Source organism: Candidatus Villigracilis affinis, from assembly GCF_016705895.1.
In the GTDB taxonomy this organism is placed as follows: Bacteria; Chloroflexota; Anaerolineae; order Anaerolineales; family Villigracilaceae; genus Villigracilis; species Villigracilis affinis.
Genome location: NZ_JADJKT010000041.1, coordinates 1 through 21787, shown reverse-complemented (window position 1 = coordinate 21787; position 21787 = coordinate 1). Strand labels below are relative to the sequence as shown.

The window sequence follows — 21787 nt, the reverse complement described above, 5'->3', positions numbered from 1 at the left end:
CAGATCATGAAAGTATTACTTGTTGGTGTTGGCGGGGTGGGTGAGGCGATTGCCGCAATCGCAAAGCCGCGTGCCTGGATGGAACAAATGGTGCTGGCTGATTACAACGTCAAACGCGCCGAGGAAGTACAGAAGAAAATGGGGAATACCGAACGCTTCCCTGTTGAATTCATCGACGCCAGTAATCAAACAATGATCGAAGACCTCGCCAAAAAATACAGCGTGGATCTGATCATGAATTCCGTCGACCCGATCTTCAACAAGCAGATCTTCGATGCCGCCTACAATGTTGGTGCAAAATATATGGACATGGCCATGACCCTGTCCGAACCGCATCCGACCGATCCGTTCAATAAACCTGGCATCAAATTGGGTGATTATCAATTTGACAAGGCAAAAGACTGGGAGAAGAAGGGCTTGCTCGCCATGGTAGGCTTCGGCGTGGAACCCGGTATGGCAGATGTGTTTGCCCGCTATGCTCAAGATCATCTCTTTGACGAAATTGAAGAGCTTGGCATCCGTGACGGCGCCAATATTGCAATCGAAGGCTATGAATTTGCTCCCAACTTCTCGATCTGGACAACGATTGAAGAATGTCTCAATCCTCCAGTCATTTGGGAGGAAGGCAAAGGCTGGTTCACCACTGCGCCATTCTCTGAACCCGAAGTCTTTGACTTCCCAGAGATCGGCCCCGTGGAAGTTGTCAATGTGGAGCATGAAGAAGTGCTGCTCATGCCGCGCTGGGTAAAGACCAAACGCGCCACCTTCAAATACGGCCTCGGTGACCAGTTCATCGGTGTGCTCAAGACCTTGCACATGCTCGGCCTTGATAACAAAGAGAAGATCACCGTCAAAGGTATGCAAGTCGCGCCGCGTGACGTGGTTGCTGCCTGTTTGCCTGACCCTGCTCACCTTGGCGAAAAAATGTCTGGCAAGACATGCGCAGGCACATGGATCAAAGGCACCAAAGACGGCAAACCGCGCCAGGTCTATCTTTATCAGGTGGCCGATAATAAAGCCTGCATGGATGCGTGGGGCTGTCAGGCTGTGGTCGCACAGACTGCTTTCAGCGCAGTCATCGCCATGGATTTGATCGAGCATGGTGTTTGGACAGGCGTGGGCGTTCTTGGCCCAGAGGCTTTCCCGCCTGATCCATTCATGGAAAAAATGGAAGATTACGGCTTCCCGTACGGGATGAAGGAAATGGCCGCGTAAAGAAGATTAAGTGGACAAACGGAAGAGCGTTTGTCCACTATTTTTTTTGTAATCTGGAGTCCATTAGCTTGCTGATGGAAAAATTTTCGGAGGGCAAAATGACAAAGAAATCAAAGGAAGAGAATGTTATCAGCGCTGAGACTAAAAAGCTAAAGCGCGAACTGACGTTGTTGCCGCTTTTTGGTTTGATTTATTTCACAGTATGCGGTGGTGCGTTTGGTGCAGAACCGATGGTGGGTTGGTCGGGGCCGGGCTTGGCATTGCTTCTTTTTGTATTAACTCCTTTGTTCTTCAGTATTCCAAATATGTTGATGGTGCGTGAGATGCAGTCCATGATGCCTGTGGAGGGTGGATATTACCACTGGCTCAAGGTTGCTTTTGGCCCCTTCGTAGGCTACATGGGCGGCTGGATGAACTGGGTGGTTTCATGGGTGGACGTTTCCATTTACCCCGTGCTTGCCGCTTATTATCTTGGATACTTCATCCCTGCATTGCGCGAAGGTGCAACGATCGGCGGCGTGTTCGTGGATAGCACCTGGCTTTCCTTCCTCGTTGCTGTCACTCTCATTTGGCTGGTCTCTGCATTGAATGTTCGCGGCGCGCGTTTTTCTGGCTTGCTGACCAACTGGCTGGGCGTCATCATGCTGCTGCCGTTGATCGCGTTGACGATTATCGGTTTCATGGCGTGGATGAAGGGCGGGACGACGGTTCAATTGCCATTCCTGCCTGGCGGCGCGGAAGTTAATTTCAGCAATACCATTGGCGCGTTGAGTACGGGTATCTTCGTTGCCATGTGGAATTTCATGGGCTGGGAATTGCCCGCCGCGGCTGGTGATGAGATCGTCAACCCAAAGAAGACGTATCCATTGGCGATGGTGTTGGTATTGGTTGCGGCCATTGCGACGTATGCTCTGCCGACATTAGCTGGTTTGTATGGCGGCGCGGGTGAAGATGGTCGTTATCAAATGTGGGGCATTGAAGAGTACGAAAGCGGCGAAGGCATTGGCCCTGTTCTTGATGAATATGGAGTTCCGCATGAGCAGGCGCAATCCTGGGGCGTGGATACGTCCAGCTCGGTGGGATGGGAATTCCCTGATATTGCTCATGCAGTTTCGGATAAATTGACGGGTCAAACCAACGGGACGCTTGCTCTTGTGATGGGTGGTTTGGTCACATTCTCGGCAGTGTTGAGCATGATCGGCTTGTTCATCGGCAATGGACTCGGCGGAACGCGCGTGCCTTTCGCGATGGCTGCGGATGGGATGATGCCGAAGTTCATGGTCAAAGTCCACCCGAAATATGGCACGCCGTGGGTGGCGATCTTGTTCTGCGGATTGATCTATTCCATCTTTTCGCTTTCAGCATTTGCCGCGTTGGTGGTCATTGATGTGTTCCTCAATATGCTGGTGTTGATGGCGGAATTCTTTGCCATGTGGAAGCTGCGTTTCACCATGCCGCATTTGGAACGCCCCCCCCCCCCCCCCCCCGCCCCCCCCCCCCCCCCCCCCCCCGCCCGGGGGGGGGGGGGGGGCGGCCGGGGCGCCGGCCCCCGGGGCGGGGGGGGGCGGCCCGCCTGGGCCCCCCCCCCCCCCCCCCCCCGCCCCGGGGCCCGGCCGCGCCCCCGGCGGCGCCCGGCGGGGGGGGGGGGGGGGGGGGGGGGGGTGGGTTTATGCCCCCCGCTCCACGCCAGGTTGGCGTGGATATTTTCACTTGTTTGGCCCCTTTTTGTTACAATTGGCTCCTGTCAGGTCATTTTGATTGGGGGCAAACATGCGTCGATTTACAGGCTATATGTTGATGATGGGATGGCGTCACATTAACCTCGATTTGGGCGTTGGGTGTAAATGGTTGTAATCTATTTCTTGGATTATCCCAGGATCTGCGCGTTCATGGTTCCGCAGGCTCCATGAAATGGGAGATTTAAACGGCCCGTTGGTGGCGGGTTTTGTGAGAAAATTCAAGGCTTTGAGGTAGTCAACCGATGCTTTTGTAAGGTACCACAGGATGATGCCAAGGCTTGGTTGCTGGAGAAGTGAATATCGAAATCTAGTTTTGGATTTGAGAACAACTTCTCGATGGAAACTGCCTCTCGAGGCTGAATCAGCTTCCAGTTAGGAATGAATCGGTGCTAGTCGTGTAAGAAAAAACTTTATTTTGAGAGTCTGTCGCTTTCGGAAAATTCCGTTGTGAACCTTCGGTATAATCGAACAAATAAAATGCTGGCCATTCAGAATGCGCTTATAATCTCTACGCGGAACACCAATACTCACACGGAGGAACCCATGCCCAACGGTTATAACGGAAAGATTTTGCACGTTGACCTGACTAAAGGTACGCTTGAAGTAGAGGAACCCAAAGAGGCTTTTTACCGAAAGTATCTTGGCGGCAGTGCGATGGGGATGCACTATATTTTGCGTGATATGCCAAAGGGCGCTGACCCGATCGGCCCTGATAATGTGTTGACATTGTTCACAGGCGTGACGACGGGCGCGGCGATTTCGGGGCAGAGCCGTTTGAATGCGAATGCGAAGTCGCCGATCAGCGGCGGTATTGGTGATTCGCAGAGCGGTGGATTTTTCCCCGCCGAGTTGAAGTTCGCTGGCTTTGATGGGATCGTGATCAAGGGGAAATCTGCGAAGCCTGTTTATCTTTCGATCATTGATGGAAAATTTGAATTGCGCGACGCGGCGCATTTGATGGGCAAGTTGACGGGGGAAGTGGACGACATCATCCACAAGGAAGTTGACCCGAAGGCTGAAATTTTGCAGCACGGCATTGGCGCGGAAAACGGCGTGCTGTTCTCGTCGCTGTGTTCCATGTCCAACCGCCACAATGGACGCACGGGCATGGGCCTTGTGATGGCTTCCAAGAATTTGAAGGCGGTTGTGGTGCGCGGCACCAAGAAGGTTCAGCTTGCTGATGCGAAGGCGTTGACTGCTTTGAACCGCGTTGGCCCGAAGGCGCTTCCTGAAAATGGTGATATGGACGGCCTCGCCAAGTTTGGTACGGCCGTGGTTGTTTTGTTCAACAACACCATCGGCACCTTGCCGACCCGCAACTATAACGAAGCTCAATTTGAAGGCTGTGAACCGATCAGCGGCGAGAAAATGGCTGAGACCATTTTGAAGGAACGCGATACCTGCTACGCCTGCGTTGTCAAATGCAAACGCGTGGTGGAAATCAAAGACGGCCCGTATCATGTTGATCCGCGCTACGGCGGCCCTGAATACGAAACCCTTGGAACTTTCGGTTCCTACTGCGGTGTTGACGATCTCGCGGCGGTTTCACTTGCCAATCAGGTTTGCAACGAATACGCAGTTGATTCCATTGCCGCTGGCGCAACGATTGCCTTCGCGATGGAATGTTACGAAAAGGGTGTCATCACCAAAGAACAAACTGGCGGACTTGATCTGAAATTTGGAAATGCCGATGCCATGATCCAGGCTTTGTATATGATGGTGAAGGGCGAAGGCGAATTTGGCAAGACCCTCGGCTTGGGTTCTGAACGCGCCTCCAAAGTTTGGGGCAAGAACTCCGATGAATTCCTCATCACCGTCAAAGGCGCTGAGGCTCCCGCGCACATGCCGCAGGCCAAGCGCACGCTCGCGCTCATCTATGCCGTCAATCCTTTCGGCGCAGATCATCAGTCCAGCGAGCACGACCCATATTACGAAGAAGGCGTTGGCGATTTCAACCTCGACCGCCTCAAGCAAATTGGACTTGGCTCGCCGCAACCCGCGTACAGCCTCACCGAAGAAAAAGTCCGCTTTGCGTATGAGACCGAAGTCTTCTACTCCATGCTCGACTCCGCCGAACTCTGCCAATTCGTCTACGGCCCCACATGGACTCTCTACGATGGCAAGGACACCGCGCACATGGTCAGCTCCGTCACTGGCTGGGATATGACCGTTGAAGAATTGATGGAAGTTGGCCGCCGCCGTTTGGATCTCTTCCGTGTGTTCAATGCCCGCGAGGGATTGACCCGCAATGCGGATAAACTGCCAAAGAAATTTTTCAAGCAATTGGCTGGTACCGGCCCGACAGCGGGCTTCGCTCTGACTCACGAGGAAGTTGATTCTGCCATCGATCATTACTACAAGCTGGCAGGCTGGACGAATGACGGCGTTCCCACCCCTGAGACGTTGAAGAAGCATGACGTTGAATGGGCTGCGGAATATTTGCCCGCATAAATAATATGCAAAAGACAAAGTAATTTGGACACGAAGGAAAAGAGGGCAAGATTCCAAGTCTTCCCCTTTGGTACTTCGTGCTCCTTTGTGGTCTACTATTTTCAAGGAAAATCATGAACCAACTCTATCAAGATAATTTCTCTCACATGACTCCCGCCTGGAGTCGCATTTTTAATTTTGTAGCCGACCGTGCCGAAGGCGCTTACATCTACACCGACGATGGCAAAAAACTGCTGGACTTCACCAGCGGAATCGGCGTGACGAACACAGGTCACTGCCACCCGAAGGTTGTGGAAGCCATCCGCGAGCAGGCTGGGTTGTTCCTGCACGCGCAGGCCAATATCGTTGTCCATAAGCCGATGCTGCAATTGATCGAAGAACTCCGAAAAATTGTTCCGCCTTCGATTGACTCTTTTTACTTCGCTAACTCTGGCGCGGAAGCATTGGAGAATGCGGTCAAGATCGCACGTGCTGCAACAGGCAGACAAAATATCATCGTCTTCAACGGCTCCTTCCACGGACGCACTGCTCAGACGATGGCATTGACCACATCCAAGATCGGTTATCGCACGGGCTTTGGCCCATTGCCTGCGGGGATTTACGTCTCGCCGTTCCCGTACGCTTTCCACATGAACATGACCGAAGAGCAAGCCTCCGCGTATGCGTTGGAACAGCTTGAATATCTCCTCGCTTCACAAACTGCACCGAAAGACACCGCTGCCATCCTGATCGAATCCGTGATGGGGGAGGGTGGTTATATCGTCCCGCCGACTTCGTTCATGAAAGGTCTGCGCGAGATCTGCGATAAGCACGGCATTATGCTCATCTTCGATGAAGTGCAGTCAGGCTTTGGGCGCACGGGCAAATGGTTTGCTCTCGAACATTTCGGCGTCGTGCCAGATATCATCACCGCCGCGAAAGGCATTGCCTCAGGTATGCCGCTTTCTGCTGTGTTCAGCCGCACAGACATTATGAAGAAGCTCGATGTCGGTTCGATTGGCGGAACATATGGCGGGAACGCAGTCGCTTGTGCGGCAGGTGTGGCAACTATCCGCGCGATGAGAGACGAAAAGATGCTGGAGAATGCCACAGATAAAGGTATCCAATTGATGACGGGCTTACGCAAATTGCAGGAGGAATATCCGCAAATCGGCGATGTGCGCGGCAAGGGACTCATGGTCGGAACTGAATTCATCATTGATGGAAGTCAGGCCAAAGCCAAGCAGCTCGTCAAGGAGATCGTTCACAAGGCTGAGGAAAAAGGCATGCTCCTTCTCTCCTGCGGGACCTACGACAACACCTTGCGTTGGATCCCGCCGTTGAATGTCACGTCCGAACAGATCAATGATGGATTGAATATTTTTGGTGAGGCGTTGAAGGAATCAGCGTAGAAAACAGAAATGAGACAAGTGCATACCACTTGTCTCCTTGTAACGATCAGAATATTGAACTGCAAAACTAAACGAATCCGATCACTTTCTTTGATTGATCTTTAAAATCGCGTTTGTCGAACTCGAAAATATCTGCCAGGGTAAGGCTGCCTTTTACTTCAGCGTGACCGAGCTTTTTCGCCAGTGCGGCGGTCTTTTCAGCCGAGAGGGCCGTGAAATTGTATTTTGCGACCATCCTGCCTTTTCGAAGCAGCGCCTTGTCAATGCGTTCGATGTCTGTGTTGAAGGTGCAGATGATCTTGATGTTGAGAAAATCGCTGAACAGGCCGTCCGTCAGTTGCAGGATGGTCGAGACGACTGAATCCTCCGAGACATTATCGCGGGAAACGACGACCTTCTCGGCATCCTCGATGATCAAAGCTGCATTTTTATTTTGCAAAAGAAAGGATACGAACGACGGCTTCAACAGGTCGCGGACGAAATCGTTCTGAACGAAGATGAAGTTCTTGTCATGGAATCTGGAAATCAGGTTCTTGATGTAGGTGGTTTTTCCTGTGCCAGGCTCGCCGTGCAGAAGGATGATGCCCGATTCTTTTTTGGTCATGAAATCTGAAATAGTCGCGTCGATCTCCATAAAGTCGTCGTTGTAATACTCGGTGAGATTGATGGCTTCGAAATCATTGGTATTGACGTCCTCTGTGCCGAACATGCCCTCCTGTTGCATAAGCACCTTGAATTTCGGCTGTTTCGCCGGGCTGAACTTCGCACGCAGGTTTTGGTTCGTTTTGAGGATCCATTGTTCGCAGTCGGCGCGATTCACGTTGTAGTAAAAATCAACGGTGATGAAACCTTCACGGGCGTTGAGATGAACGAGCATTTGTCCGCTTTCGCTTTTGAAAACGTATTCATAGGGATAATCATCGGTAGGCAGCGCGTTTTTGAAATCCTCGGTGGACCAGTTTTTGAAGATCGTTTCGAATGAAAAGCGTTCGAGGTCAAGGCAGGTAATGATCTCATCCACAAGTGTTCGGGTGCGGTCTGTGAATACGGAAAAGCGCAGGCAGGATGGCAGGCCGCCGAAGCAAACCGTGTGATACGCATATATCCGAAAGCGCTTGTCTTGATTGAGCGTGTCGAGCAAAGTTCCAGTAGCTGTGTTTTCCATGTTTTCCTCGGTAGAAGGTGTGGGTATTCGCTTGAAGCCCCGCGTACAATGAAATATAAAGTTGATTCAAGATATTGACAATCCTAAAAACTTATTTGCAATGGACATAAAATGACAAAATCACTTGACCGTTCCAAACTTGAATCCCTCCTCAAACAAGAGGAGGAACTCTTTCATAAGAACCATCCAAAATCCTACGAACTTTACCAGCGTGCGCGCAAGTCGCTGCATGGTGGCGTGCCGATGTTGTGGATGATCCGTTGGGCGGGTTCCTTTCCTGTCTTTGTCAAAGAAGCCAAAGGCGCCCACTTCACCGATGTGGATGGCAACGACTACATCGATTTCTGTCTCGGCGATACGGGCGCAATGACAGGCCATGGCCCTGAGGCAACCATCAAAGCCATTACTGAGCAAATTCAAAAAGGCATTACGCTCATGCTCCCGTATGAAGATGTCATCTGGGTCGGTGAGGAACTTCAGCGCCGTTTCAAACTTCCATACTGGCAATTTGCTCTCACGGCCACCGATGCAAATCGATTTGCGTTGCGTATGGCGCGCCTTATCACGGGGCGTTCCAAAGTTCTGGTTTTCAATTATTGCTATCACGGTTCCGTGGATGAGACTTTTATTACGCTTGATGAAGAAGGGACGCCGATGTCACGTCCCAACAACATGGGTCCACAGATTGATCCGCGCGAGACCAGCAAGGTTATTGAATTCAACGACATTGCCGCGCTTGAGACTGCGCTTTCCGCCCGCGATGTGGCGGTCGTCCTCGCTGAGCCTGCGATGACCAACATCGGAATCATTCATCCGGATCCTGGCTATCATAAAGCCTTGCGCGACATTACCCGCAAATATGGCACTTACCTCATCATCGATGAGACTCACACGATCTGCGCTGGACCAGGCGGATACACCGCTTCTTACTCCCTCGAGCCTGATTTCTTGACCCTCGGCAAACCCCTTGCTGGAGGAGTGCCCGCCGCGATTTATGGCTTTACTGAAGAAGTCTCCCAAGCCTTCGCCGCCAAACTCGCCATGGACGATGCTGATGTGGGCGGCATCGGCGGCACATTGGCGGGCAACGCCCTGTCCATTGCGGCGATGAAAGCCACGCTGCAAAATGTCTTGACCGAGGATTTCTACGCAAAGGCAACCTCACTTCAGGAGCAGTTCACTGAAGGCGTTCAATCGGTCATCAAAGAGTTCCAACTTCCCTGGATCGTTAAACAATTGGGCAACCGTTCCGAATATTGGTTCCGTCCCAACCCGCCGAAGAATGGCGGGGAAGCGCATGCGGCCATTGACCCCGAACTTGACCGTTACATGCATCTCTACGCCCTAAATCGCGGCATTCTCATGACGCCTTTCCACAATATGGCTTTGATCTCGCCTGAGACCACACAAGCCGATGTGGATTATCATACGAGGGTTTTCAGGGAAGCGGTAACTTCGTTATTTGGGAATTGATCGTTAGGAGTTGGAGCACTTAAATCTTGATTTCCAGTTTTTGCAAACTTTTTGAAAATAGATGTGAATATAATCCTGTTCACAGGAGTGAAAAATGGCTGAATACAAATCTCAAATTTGGCGGGTGAACACCCGAACGCAGGAACTCAAGCGTGAGCCTGTCCCCGAAAATTGGCAGCGACTGGGCGGACGCGGTCTGATCGCGCGTGTCCTCGTGGATGAGGTGGATGCAAAATGTGATCCGCTTGGTGCAGAAAACAAGCTGATCTTTACGCCCGGACTTTTAGTTGGGCACATGCTTTCTTCCACAGATCGCCTTTCAGTGGGTGGTAAATCCCCGCTGACGGGCGGCATCAAGGAAGCCAACGCGGGTGGGCGCACGGGCTATCACATGGCTTTTATGGGAATGCACGCCTTGATCATCGAAGATATGCCAAATGAAGATGGCTACTGGGTGCTGTATCTTTCAATGAATGGTGCAAAATGGGAACGCGCCGACGACCTCGCCGGGCTGGGTGTATATGCCACTGCGCCAAAACTGCTGGAAAAATATGGTGATAAGGTCGCCATTTCCATGATCGGGCCTGGCGGCGAGATGCGTATGAAGTCTGCGGGAATCCAGAATCTCGACAAGGATAGAATCCCTTCACGTATTGCAGCCCGGGGTGGACTCGGCGCGGTGATGGGTTCGAAGGGGCTCAAGGCCATCGTGTTCGATCATGCTGGTGGGCAGAAACCTGCCATCGCGGATCCTGAAGCGTTCAAAGTCGCACAGAAGGATTACACCCAGTCTGTGATGAATCATCCGCAGTCGGTTACGTATCGTGACTATGGCACGGCGGCTATGGCTCAGATGACGCAGAGCTTTGCGGCCATTCCCGCGCATAATTTTTCGCGCGGCACATTTGACAATGTGGAAGCCATAAGCGGCGAGACCTTGCGCGAGTTCACGCTGACCCGCGGAAAACCGTCTGACCCTGCGCATGCCTGCATGGCGGGCTGCACTATTAAATGCTCGAATGTCTTTGGCGGGGAAGATGGCAAGATCATCGTCTCACCTTTGGAATATGAAACCATTGGCCTGATGGGTACCAACCTCGATATTGACTCTCTCGACGCCATTGGCCGCATGAACTGGCATGTCAATGACCTTGGGCTTGATTCGATCGAGGTCGGTGGTGCGCTGGGGGTTGCTGCCGAAGCAGGCCTCATGCGTTGGGGCAGTGAGGAAGACGCCCAAAAGTTGATCGACGAAATGCGCGCTGGAACTGAACTTGGACGCATTCTGGGCGATGGCGCGGTGACGGTTGGAAAGAAATACAACATTGAGCGTGTCCCTGCCGTGAAGGGACAGGCCATGTCGGCGTATGAGCCGCGCTCCATCAAAGGCACGGGTGTTACCTACGCAACCACGCCCCAAGGCGCCGACCACACCTGCGGATTGACCATCCGAGCCAAAGTTAATCATCTTGACCCGACCCAGCAAAAAGAAGCTTCGCTCAACGCCCAGTTGAACATGGCGGGCTATGATACCCTCGGTGCCTGTATTTTCGCTGGTTTCGGTTATGCCGCCACCCCCGATGGCGTGGTGAAGCGCCTGCTCAAGGCGCGTTATGGCTGGGACGACCTGCCCGACAACATCTTGCAGGCGCTTGGCAAAGAGACCATTAAACTGGAGCGTGAGTTCAACAAGCGGGCTGGCTTTACCAAAGAAGATGACCGCCTGCCGAAGTGGATGATGGAAGAAGCCATTCCCGAAAACGGCTCAGTCTTCGATGTGAGTGAGGATGTGCTCGATCACATTTTCGATGGAATTGAATAAACGAATGCAACAAAAATCATCCCCGAAATAATCTTTCGGGGATGCTTTTTGTTGACACTTGCATGGCTTAGCGAAGATTTTCCTGGTCTTTCTTGAACTGTTCCCTTTTGGCCTTGATGTCGTTGCGTTTTCGCCAGCTAAAATAAAACCCTGCGACAATGCATGCAATGCCGACCCATAGTGAGCCTGTGAATGGCTGCACAGCGATCAAGTAGCCGCCTCCGAGAAGCAGCAAAAGAATGAAATTTGCGGGTAACTGCATGGATTCCTCCGTCAATTTTGGATTTGATGAGGCGCAATTATACCGATATTTTTTCGCTGGCTTCCTTCTTCATTCGATACTGGTACAGCATCCACCCTGCCACACCCAACAAAATGGATGTGATAATGCCTTCATTTGTAGGAGTGAAAACAAACCCCAGTGGACCATTGACCTTGATAAAGCCATTCATGAGCAGCGGCATGCTCAGGGCGTTGATGATGTTATGCAGAATGAAGACAGGCCACACCGATTTGCTCAACAGCCTGAGTTCGCCAAACAAAATGGATGTGGGGAACATAACAATATAGCCAGTGATGAGAAAAACAGGGATGCTTGTCGTGAGGGCGCTTTCCAGAAGGGCGCGGTCGAGGTAGTAATAGTAATACGGCAAATGCCAGGTCATCCATAGCAGGCTGACGATGAAGTGATTCATCAGCGGGTGGATTTTTGCCGCTTCCAATCGTGGGGTGAGGTAGCCGCGCCAGGCGAATTCTTCAAAGATGTTTTTCATCAACGAACCGACGAACATTGTGCCTGCCACAGAAAGATACGCGCCGAAGCCCTGCGCGGCAAAACCGTCGGCGCTGACGATGCCGAGAAGGGCACCCAGGCCAAAGGTCAAAAGAGCCGCGAGCGGATAGACCAGGATTCCGATAAGGTACCACTTCCAGCCTGAGATGAGATTCAACCCGAAGCCAGAATCCTTCCAGCCGTCCCCACCGATGGCGCGCAGCAAAATACCTGATAGGGCGGGAGTTGTCAGCCAGATGAGCGCTCCCAAGCTTTGCATGGGCGGCATGGTGTTGCCAGTGATGTTGTTGAGCCAGATGCCCAGCCAGCCGCCGCCCACGGTGAAGAGTGCGACAATGACGATATTGCGAATTATTTTGTTCATGAGTTTCCTATATTGATCGAGTAGTTTTTGTTTTCGATGCGTTCAATGGCAGAGTGCAGCCACGCTGCGATGGATTGCGTGTTGACATAGCCCGCTTCCAGCGTGAGTACGCTCAGGAAGATGGCGCGCGGGTCGTTGATCTTTGACGGGGTGCTTTGGATCATTTGAAGAACCGATTCATATACTGCCAGTTGTTCTTCAGTCTTTGTGAGTTTGTGGCGAAACACCTTGAGTAATTCATCGTCACTGAGCTGGCTGCCGAAATAGACTTGAATCAAAAACGGTTCGCGGCCGTCGCGTTCGGGCAGGGGAGTGGCAAGCCATTGATGCAGTTCGCCGCGGCCTGTTTCGGTGATATGGTATATCTTCATGTCGAGCCGTTCTTCGCGCTCAATGATCTCTTTTTCGACAAAACCGTCTTCCTCCAACTCGGCCAGTGTGCGGTAGATCTGGCTTTGGTTGGCAGGCCAAAAATGCTGAACCGAATGGTCGAAGGCTTTTTTGAGATCGTAGCCTGAGAATGGAGCAAAAGACAGAAAACCGAGGATGGCGTGTTTGAGCGACATGTTTACTTCCTTGCGTATAGTGATTATAAACCTTATACTATAATACTAGTATTATAGTATAAGGTTTATAATTGTCAAGGGTAAAAAAATGCTCTGGGTTTTCCAGAGCATTTAGAGGGTTGGTTTTTCCGAGAGGGTGAAGTAGAAAGTTGTCCCCGAGCCGTAGCCATGTGAGTCGATCCAGATCCGCCCGCCATGTACCTCGATGATGCGCTTGACCAGCGCCAGTCCGATCCCCGTGCCACTGCTATCGGGGTCGAGCTTGTCGAAAAGTCCAAACACTCTGTCGTGGAATTCCTTGCGAATGCCGACGCCATTGTCTTTGACAAAAAAGATATTTTCGCCGTCCCTTTTTTCCACACCGATCTCAATGGTGGGGTTGGGTTGGTCGCCGATGAATTTGCAGGCATTATCGACCAGGTTTTGGATGACCTCTATGAGACGTTCCTTATCGCCGAGGATTTGCGGAAACTCGCTTCCCACCTGGACTTTGGCCTGTCTCTGATTCAACTGGCCTTCCACTCGCCTCAAGCCTTCCTTCACGATCTCTTCGAATTGAATGGTTTGTGGTTCGCTCATGATTCGGCCAACGCGCGAAAGTTCGAGCAAGTCATTGAGCAGGTTGTGCATTTTTTCGGCGGCTTCCGAAATGCGGCTGACATCCTGTTGCAGTCGGTCGAAATTGCCGCTGCGCGCGTCGCGTTCAAGATAGCCCAAATAGCCGCGGATGGTGATAAGCGGAGATTTGAGGTCGTGCGAAGCGGTGTATGTAAATCTTTCCAGTTCCGCGTTCTTTTGCTCGAGTTCCATGACCAGTTTTTCCTGAATGGTCAATTCCCTTTTTAGCGATTCCTGCAGACGGGTATTTTCGATTGCAACCGCGAGATTGGCGGCGATGGTGGAAAGCAGGCGCAGGTCATTTTCAGTGAATACGTTTTCCTTCTCCATATCGTGGACGGAGATCGCACCGATGCCTTTGTCGCCGATCATCAGCGGCACGGTCAGCGATGATTTGGCGGGATGGTTGTCGTAGTAGATGATTCCGTATTCGGCGGAGTTTTCGTTCCAGTTCTCGTTGATCAGGAGCGGCTTCTTCATTAACAGCACGCTGGAGGTAATCCCTTTCCCGAATGTCAGCGAGGGAGCCTGAAGTTCCTGGCCCTTTTCAACATAATACGGGAAGTGGATCTGGCTGGTGGTGGTGTTCAACAGGGAAATGAAAAGGTTATCGACCCCAAAAGTGATCCTGATCTGGTCGCCTGTTTGTTGGATCAATTCTTTCAAGTCGGTTTGGGCGATAAGTGTCTCGCTCACTCCGCGGACAGCGTTCAATTCCGCGAGACGTTTTTGCAGTTGATCTTCCGCGATCTTGCGGGCGGTAATATCCACGAGAAAGCCCTGCAGAACGTTGTTTTCCATCGAGCGCATACTTTGATCCTGCACCCAGATGTAGGCACCGCTGCGGGTTTGCAGGCGGTATTCGGTGCGAGGCATGTGGCCCTCGCTGAGCGCCGTGGATTCAGCTTCCACGGTTTTCTCGCGATCTTCTGGATGGATGAGCCGATACCACAGGTTTTGATTGCCTGTCCATTCTTCGGGTGTGAACCCTGTCATCGCTTCGATCTGCGGACTGACGTAATGCCAAACGCCAGCCGCGCCAGGCTCGGAAATATAAACAACTGCGGGGATCTGCTCGACGAGGTTGCGGTAGCGATTCTCGGCATCGCGCAATTGTGTTTCCACAAGTTCGCGCTCTGCGATTTCCTGCTCGGCGGTTTTGATATTTTCATTGAGACGGGCAATTACCAGCCATTGAAAAACAGTGACAAGCACAATGCACAGGCTTGTGGAAAAATAATCTGCAAAATAGTTGAACTGGCTGAATTTATTTGTGATGTATCCCTGTGATTCGAGAAAGCCGAACAGAATCACCTCGGCAAGGATGGCTGTGCCAACGATAATGGTCCCTTTGCGGCCTGCCAGCAGCCCCGCTGCGATCAAAACCACGACGAGCCCAAGTATGGCGGGGTCACGTATACCGTTATTTTTGTAAACGAGGCTTGAAATCACCCCCAGTGTGGTGAAGAGCGAGAGCCAGCGCGCCACGTTCAGGTAGCCGAAATACCCGAATAGCAATGTGATGAAAAGCATCACACTTAACGGCATCATTTCGGCGCGGTTGATGTTGATGACCGCCATCAAGGCAGACCCTATCACCCCGGTAAAGAGGGTGGCGAGGACAATTCCGTGCGCGTTAAGCGAGCTTGTCTTTTCTGCGAGGTTTGGTGTCTTTCTGAGGTGTTTTTTCATATTGTCAGATTGAACAATTCTACTTTAAAAAGAGAACCCGTAAGGCTTTATTGCCCTGCGGGTCGCGGAGAGGAATTTATTGAGAGCCACCAGTGGGATACGAACCCACGACCTAACGATTACGAATCGTTTGCTCTACCAGCTGAGCTATGGTGGCCTGATACCTGTTAGGGTATTTTGAAGCGGCGAGATTATAAAGGATTACAGATAAACCCGCAAGTTTTCGGGGTTTCATGTCGTCAGTACCCTGGAGATTGATATCATTATGCTTCGTATTGCCATGCTTTCGTATCATACCTGTCCTTTGGCCACGCTTGGCGGCAAGGACACCGGTGGAATGAACGTTTATGTCCGTGACCTGACCTGTGAATTGGGGCGGATGGGAATCCATGTGGATGTTTTTACCCGCTCGCAGGATGAGCACGTGCCGCATGTTGTCCATGAATTGGGGTTCGGTAACCGCGTGGTGCATGTGCCTGCGGGCCCGGAAGCACCCAAGTCCAAGAGCGAAATGGCGAATTACATCCCTGAATTTGTGGAGGGTATCAAGCAGTTTGCCGCGGAAAAGGGCATCACGTACGATGTCATCCACAGCCATTATTGGATGTCTGGTTTGGCGGCGGAGGCGTTGAGTGATGCCTGGGGCGGCACGCCGATCGTCCACATGTTTCATACGCTGGGGGAGATGAAGAATCGGGTGGCGCGTTCGGAGGATGAACGCGCAGGGGAGGACCGACTCAAAGGTGAGAGACAGGTTCTCGGTCGGGCGGATCGGATCGTCGTCGCCACTTTGGCTGAGTTGACCCAGTTGAGATTCCTCTACCGCGCGAATGACCGCAAGCTGGTTGTCATCCCGCCCGGTGTGGATACGAGTCATTTTTATCCCATCCCTGCGGATGAGGCGAAGCAGTATATCGGCCTGAAGCCTGATAACCGCATGGTGCTTTTCGTTGGGCGTATCGAGCCATTGAAGGGTGTGGATACGTTGATCCAGGCGATGTCTTGTTTGGGTTTGAATGAGGCGCATCAGCCCGTACATCTGGCGATCATCGGCGGCGAGCCAGATGTGACGCCTGAAAATATGTCGGCTGAAATGACACGCTTGCAGAAAATGTGCGACGACCTGTGCATGGGGGGCATGGTGGTTTTTCTCGGCAAGCGCGGGCAGGATACGCTGCCGTATTATTACTCGGCGGCGGAGGTGCTGGTGATGCCTTCGTTGTATGAGTCGTTTGGGATGGTGGCGTTGGAGGCGATGGCCTGCGGCACGCCCGTCATTGCTTCAGAAGTGGGCGGCCTCGGTTATCTCGTGCAGGATGGGGCGACAGGATACACGATTCCCGACAGTGACCCCGAAGCATTGTGCAATAAATTATCTGGATTATTAGGTGACGCGCATCTGCGCGAAACGATGGGTCTGCATGCGGCGGAATATGCATTGGACTACGCCTGGGCAAACATCGCCGCGCAGATTGTGGATGTGTATAAGGGGCTGGTGGAGAAGCGGAGTGTTGGCCTTTTGTTCACGGATGGTTCTAGGGTTGCTCGTTCCTGAGAATTTCTGGTCCTGTTTTCGCGCGAATACACGGGAACAAATGACGCGGCGAATGCATCTGACCTTTATGCGATTCCTAAATGTATTTTTACTTTCAAGCGTACTTGTCTTGGCGGCGGGCTGCTCGACGCCTGAAGCCATCTCGTACAATGCGCCGATGCCAGTAGCGACCCCTGTTTTGTATGTTTCGGGTGCTCCAATGGTGGATACGAAGTTTGCTGCTGAAGCCGCAGGCATAAGAATTTTGGAGACGACAGGTGGCGCAAATTGGCTCACTGTTCCCAGGCCGTTATTTGCGGAAGAGATGAGTTTTGAGGAAGCCAACCAAATGATTGGGCTGGGCGATGGGGATTATAGTACCTGGCCTCGAGAAACAAGGGTGTGGTTTGTCATCGTAAACGGACGGTATCAAGGAACTCCTCTTGATCCTACACAGTCTAACCCACAGCCTGTGACCTACGAGGGGTGCCTGTTTGTGGTATTTTCTGCCAGGAGTGCTGACACGATTGCCATGGGTGATTCCGTTTGCCCGGTCAATTGACAATCTTTCATGATCCGCCCAAGTTCGACTTTCTCTTGGATTATCAAAGTAGGTTCCTGACATAATTTTGAGTGCGTAAACCGCCGACTTTGTGCCCGTGGACTGTCGATGGGGCGGGCGTGGACAATGTTTGGGGCAGGAGAAACTCGAAGCCATGAAAATGATTGTAAATCGGGCACGTCGCAAAACGGCAGTTCCCGGCGTTCAGTGCACGCTGTGTTAGCCTTAGCCCGCCGCTTTATTCGGGCTTGACTGCCATAGATTTTGCAACACCTGGCAAATGACGCCATAGTTGGACAATTAATGTGCCAACTCCAACAAGAACTATTCCAAGAATTTGTCTTGAGTTTAGCGGCTCATCCAAGAACAGCCACGCTAGTATTGCGATCTGTGGCAACATCGTATTATTTATAATGCTCGACTCAACTGCGGTAAGTGTTTTCAAGGTGTTATTCCACAATGTAAATGCAACTGCTGTATTTACAACTGCAAGCCAACCTACGATTAGCCATTGCACAAGGTTAAGATTGCCAGAGCCCTGAGTCGTTACTCCGATAATTAATAAAAGAAAACCGCCAATACCCATGCTTATTGCTGTAACAAGAATTGGCGTTAAGCCGCTTTGATGATTGACTCGTCTTCCTAGTATGGATGACCCTGAATTTGCCAAAACGCCGATAAGCGCAATTATTAAACCAGGAATTTGTCCTGTTGGTATATTCAACGGAAGAAAGTAAACAATTGCACCTACTGCCGATAAGATGATACCGCCCCATTGAATTATTGAAGGTGATTCATCTTTTAGAAAGCTGTTCGATAATGCGACAAAAATCGGTGAAAAATTGAGTAGTAAACTCAAGGTGGCGGCAGGTAAAAAAGAAAGACTTACAAACTGCGCTCCTTGTGTCAAGGTATAAAATACAATTCCAAGTAAAGCAAGTTGCCCCCATGTAGCACGAGAAAAGGTGCGTAATACATTTCGGTGATTTGGGTTAATTAGAATAAATGGAATCAAGCAAAGGAAAGCGATGAAATAACGCAAACCTGCGAAAGTAATAGCGGGTAGGCTGGCTTTTAATCCAATTTTGACAAGCACCCAAGATGTTGACCATAGAAAAGTTACAAACAATGCTTGCAGTACGGCTTTGATGTGTAACTTGGAGGCCATCAGTTAATTATCCCATATTGGTGAATTGCTAATTTGTAACTCATTGATAATATGCGAAGGCGGGCTAACGGTTTGCGTTACCTGCATATGGGTGAAAACGGCGAAGCCGTCCAGCTGGAAAAATGCTAAGGCGTAGAAAACTGCCTGAGATTGCCGCAGAATCCCCAGCGTCAGGCGCATGCTTTGTTAGGCGCTTTTCACCAAAATGGTAAAGTATATGGGGTGCCCTGCTGTTTTTTCAAAATTATGCATCTTGAACATCTCCAACACTATTTACTTCAAGCCAATAACCATCAGGGTCTTGGAAATATATCTGTTTGACGCCATCAGCTCGAATATTAATTTTGCCAGAGTTTCCGGGCCAATCTGAATAGTCTAACTTCATATTTTGAAGTTTAGTAAAAAAAACATCGAAATCTTGAGTTGTAAATGCAAAGTGTACCGCTTTATTAATTGAGACAGAATCTTTCACGACCGAAATTAAATGTAATTCTTTTCCCTCGCCTAAAGAAAGCCATCTAATGCCTTCGATTTCTGTGCGATTAGTAATTTCTTGCAGATCAAAAAGCTCCTTATAAAACCCAATAGATGTGTTAAGGTCTTTAACGGAAAGAGCCAAGTGATTTAGAGTGAAAGCAGATATTGTCTTCGACATAGCCTTTACCTTTTTTAGTTAATTAGACTTTCTGATTATCAAGAATCGAGTGCGCCCAACGGTTTGCGTTACTGGCTTGTGGGCGGGACGCTGATTCACTCGACGGGCAGAAAAATGTTCGGGATGCTGAAAATGCTCAAAAAGCCGCACCGTACCCACAAGTCCAGTGCACGCTTTGTTAGGCGCGAACTGGATTTGTCGTGGCTCGCGCTGACGATACCTCTCGATCTCTTGCATCTTCTTACGAAGGTGGAGCAACAGCGCTTTTCTTGCGGATTAGGATAATTTCTGGTTCCTGGCTTTTGGCTGTTCTCAATTCCTCACGCTTCGCAACCGCGCGGTCGATAATATAGGTTTTTAGATTCTCATCGTCCAACAGGTCTTCCTTTGATTCATACGAAAGAGTTGGCAGCACCCAGTGAAAAGATTTTTGCAGGTCAACCAGCATCGCAAATGGACGAGGGTCAACGCTGATATCAATAATGGGGATGAATGGGATCTTGAATTGCTTGGCAGTCGCCTCGAGTTCCAATGGGGTCGATTTCGGATTGGTCACATCTGCGATTACAAACATGCTCATTCCTGCCAGGGTTTGCACCGTTTCGGTGTAGTCTTTATCGGTCGGACGGTCAAAATCGAAGACGATCGGCAACAGATCGAATTCGCGCAGTTTGTCTCTTAATCCATCCAGAACGGCCTTACGTTGGGGGTCAGCGAATCTTCCGAGAATAAGCACACCCTTCGACGTGATAGTGTTGATTACGTCACGAATTTTCGTATTGTTCAACATCAGATAAATGAATTGACCAACTTCCAGATTGTCCACTGTGACGACAGGCTCGCCTTCTTTGGAGATGACCAGATCCTTTTGGGCAGTATTGTTCATCGCCACATTCCAAGCGGAAGTGCCGTAAATACGGCAACCTGTAATGGTAGCGTCCGTGAGGTTGGTTTCCACCAGATCGGCCAGGCTCAGGTTTACGTCAGTTAGATCGGCGCCGGTTAGATCTGATTTGATCAAGTCGGCATTATATAGATTGGCGCCGGATAACTTGGCGTTCTTCAGGTTGGCGCTGGTTAAATTGGCGTCTTTGAGAATCGCGCCGCTTAGATCGGCGTCACTCAGGTTTGAGCCACTCAAATCAGCCTCGCGCAGGTTCGTGATCATGTTGCCATATTCATGATCAGTGTAAAAATCGACAAGTAAATAATTGGTTAACTGGGCGCCACTCAGATTCGCGAGGGTTAATTTGGCTTTGCTTAGATTGGCGCCACTCAAATATGCGCCACTCAGATTTGCGCCGCTTAGATCGGCGCCGCTTAGGTCGACACCCTTCATGTTAACGTGACTCAAATCAGTATTGCTCAGATCGGCTTTTTGCATTGTCGTATGATTGGTGCCATCATCACGGTTGGAAAAATAGTACATTTCGGCGCCGCTCAACTTAGCGAAGGTTAATTTGGCATTGCTTAGGTTGGCGTGCAGATTAGTGTGACTCAGATCGGCATGGCTCAAATCGGCGCCGTTCAGGTTGGCACTGCGCAGATTGGCGCCATTCAAATTGGCATAGCTCAGGTCGGCGCCACTTAGGTCGGCGCCACTTAAGTCGGTATTGCTCAAGTCGGCGCGACTGAGGTCTGTATTACTTAGGTCGATACCATTAAGGTTGGTACCGCTCAGGTTCGCCTGACACAGGACCGGTTGCACTCCAGGGTTGGCCTTTCGCCATTCACCCCACTGAACTTCGCCACTATTCATGATTATTTTCAGATGTTCTGGGTTGAAATTGAATTTTTGGAACTCTTCAAGAACTTCAGGATTTGCCTCGATATTTATAAATTGAACATACTTCAAGTTGGTATTTAATAGGATGGCATCGCTCAGTCTGGCATTGTTCAGGTTGGCGCTGCCGAGGTCTGCATTCGTCAAGTTGGCGCGACTTAGATTAGCATTCGTAAAATTGGCCGTGTTCAAGTTGGCATTGCTCAGATTGGCATTGGTCAGGTTGGCATTGGTCAGGTTCGCCTCGGTCAGATTGGCCTCGGTCAGATTGGCCTCGGTCAGGTTGGCATCGGTCAGGTTGGCGCCGCTCAAGTTGGCGTTGGGCAGGTTGACGCCAGTCAAATCGGCACTGTTTAGGTTGGCATTCGTCAAATCGGCACTGTTTAGGTTGGCGCTATACGAGCCAGCGCCATGCAGACCCACACCGCTCTTAGTCAGGTTGGCATTGGCCAGGTTAGCGTTGGTTAGGTTAGCGCTGCTTAGAATGGCACTGCCCAGGTTCGCATTGCTTAGATCGGCATCGGTCAGGTCAGCGCCGCTCAGGTTTGTATTGATCAGTATAGCGCCGCTCAAGTTGGCATTAGTCAGTGCAGCGTCGCTCAAGTTTTCCATTCCCAAATCGGGTATGGTGTCAGGGTTTGTTCGTCGCCATTCATTCCACTTCTCTACACCTTGTTCGAGTATTTCGAGATGTTCAGGGTTTGCCATGGTATTTTTTCTCCTGTTCTTGAGATTGAGTTTAGGGATTCCCGGGCGCAATTTACAATTTTCATTGTCATCTCAGCGCCTAACGGTT

At 50.8% G+C, this 21787-nt stretch carries 16 protein-coding genes and 1 tRNA gene; 8 read left to right on the top strand and 9 right to left on the bottom strand.

The genetic code is table 11. The annotated features are described in order from the left end of the window. Positions 1-6: 6 nt before the first annotated feature. The 4 genes from IPI86_RS24210 (at position 7) to IPI86_RS24195 (ending at position 6796) form a co-directional block, all read left to right on the top strand. Positions 7-1215, top strand: coding sequence for a saccharopine dehydrogenase C-terminal domain-containing protein (locus IPI86_RS24210; protein WP_345300608.1), 1209 nt, complete (start codon positions 7-9; stop codon positions 1213-1215). Between the two features lie 98 nt (positions 1216-1313). Further along, complete coding sequence (locus IPI86_RS24205; RefSeq protein ID WP_345300607.1) at positions 1314-3035, top strand: APC family permease; 1722 nt, start codon at positions 1314-1316, stop codon at positions 3033-3035. A 462-nt stretch (positions 3036-3497) separates the two neighbouring features. Beyond that, a complete protein-coding gene (locus IPI86_RS24200) occupies positions 3498-5405 on the top strand; it encodes an aldehyde ferredoxin oxidoreductase family protein (RefSeq protein ID WP_345300606.1) in 1908 nt (635 codons plus the stop codon). 113 nt (positions 5406-5518) lie between these two features. Beyond that, complete coding sequence (locus IPI86_RS24195) at positions 5519-6796, top strand: aminotransferase class III-fold pyridoxal phosphate-dependent enzyme (protein ID WP_345300605.1); 1278 nt, start codon at positions 5519-5521, stop codon at positions 6794-6796. Positions 6797-6863: 67 nt separating this feature from the next. Here the strand turns inward: IPI86_RS24195 and IPI86_RS24190 are convergent, their stop codons facing one another. Next, positions 6864-7961, bottom strand: coding sequence for an AAA family ATPase (locus IPI86_RS24190; protein ID WP_345300604.1), 1098 nt, complete (start codon positions 7959-7961; stop codon positions 6864-6866). 111 nt (positions 7962-8072) lie between these two features. Between IPI86_RS24190 and IPI86_RS24185 the strand changes: the two genes are divergently transcribed. Both IPI86_RS24185 and IPI86_RS24180 read left to right on the top strand, forming a co-directional pair. Further along, positions 8073-9434 carry an aspartate aminotransferase family protein gene (locus IPI86_RS24185; RefSeq protein ID WP_345300603.1) on the top strand — a complete coding sequence of 454 codons (1362 nt, stop codon included), beginning with the start codon at positions 8073-8075 and terminating at the stop codon, positions 9432-9434. 94 nt (positions 9435-9528) lie between these two features. Further along, a complete protein-coding gene (locus IPI86_RS24180; RefSeq protein WP_345300602.1) occupies positions 9529-11256 on the top strand; it encodes an aldehyde ferredoxin oxidoreductase C-terminal domain-containing protein in 1728 nt (575 codons plus the stop codon). Between the two features lie 67 nt (positions 11257-11323). On the opposite strand, the gene IPI86_RS24175 is transcribed toward IPI86_RS24180, so the two are convergent. From IPI86_RS24175 to IPI86_RS24155, 5 genes are all read right to left on the bottom strand, one after another. After that, positions 11324-11518, bottom strand: a complete 195-nt coding sequence (locus IPI86_RS24175; protein ID WP_345300601.1) for a hypothetical protein — start codon at positions 11516-11518, stop codon at positions 11324-11326. 37 nt (positions 11519-11555) lie between these two features. After that, positions 11556-12413 (bottom strand): CPBP family intramembrane glutamic endopeptidase, encoded by an 858-nt coding sequence (locus IPI86_RS24170; protein WP_345300600.1) that lies wholly within the window; start codon positions 12411-12413, stop codon positions 11556-11558. Continuing rightward, positions 12410-12979, bottom strand: coding sequence for a PadR family transcriptional regulator (locus IPI86_RS24165; RefSeq protein ID WP_345300599.1), 570 nt, complete (start codon positions 12977-12979; stop codon positions 12410-12412). The genes IPI86_RS24170 and IPI86_RS24165 overlap by 4 nt, the downstream gene beginning before the upstream one ends. 111 nt (positions 12980-13090) lie before the next feature. Beyond that, a complete protein-coding gene (locus IPI86_RS24160) occupies positions 13091-15289 on the bottom strand; it encodes an ATP-binding protein (RefSeq protein WP_345300598.1) in 2199 nt (732 codons plus the stop codon). Positions 15290-15373: 84 nt separating this feature from the next. After that, positions 15374-15446 (bottom strand) — tRNA-Thr (locus IPI86_RS24155). A 108-nt stretch (positions 15447-15554) separates the two neighbouring features. On the opposite strand from IPI86_RS24155, the gene IPI86_RS24150 reads away from it, so the two are divergent. Together IPI86_RS24150 and IPI86_RS24145 are read left to right on the top strand one after the other, a co-directional pair. Beyond that, positions 15555-16844, top strand: a complete 1290-nt coding sequence (locus IPI86_RS24150; RefSeq protein WP_345300597.1) for a glycosyltransferase — start codon at positions 15555-15557, stop codon at positions 16842-16844. 52 nt (positions 16845-16896) lie between these two features. After that, positions 16897-17385, top strand: coding sequence for a hypothetical protein (locus IPI86_RS24145; RefSeq protein WP_345300596.1), 489 nt, complete (start codon positions 16897-16899; stop codon positions 17383-17385). Positions 17386-17623: 238 nt separating this feature from the next. On the opposite strand, the gene IPI86_RS24140 is transcribed toward IPI86_RS24145, so the two are convergent. The 3 genes from IPI86_RS24140 to IPI86_RS24130 form a co-directional block, all read right to left on the bottom strand. After that, complete coding sequence (locus IPI86_RS24140; protein WP_345300595.1) at positions 17624-18553, bottom strand: EamA family transporter; 930 nt, start codon at positions 18551-18553, stop codon at positions 17624-17626. A 244-nt stretch (positions 18554-18797) separates the two neighbouring features. Continuing rightward, positions 18798-19208 carry a VOC family protein gene (locus IPI86_RS24135; RefSeq protein WP_345300594.1) on the bottom strand — a complete coding sequence of 137 codons (411 nt, stop codon included), beginning with the start codon at positions 19206-19208 and terminating at the stop codon, positions 18798-18800. Between the two features lie 241 nt (positions 19209-19449). After that, complete coding sequence (locus tag IPI86_RS24130; RefSeq protein ID WP_345300593.1) at positions 19450-21699, bottom strand: pentapeptide repeat-containing protein; 2250 nt, start codon at positions 21697-21699, stop codon at positions 19450-19452. Between the last annotated feature and the right edge of the window lie 88 nt (positions 21700-21787).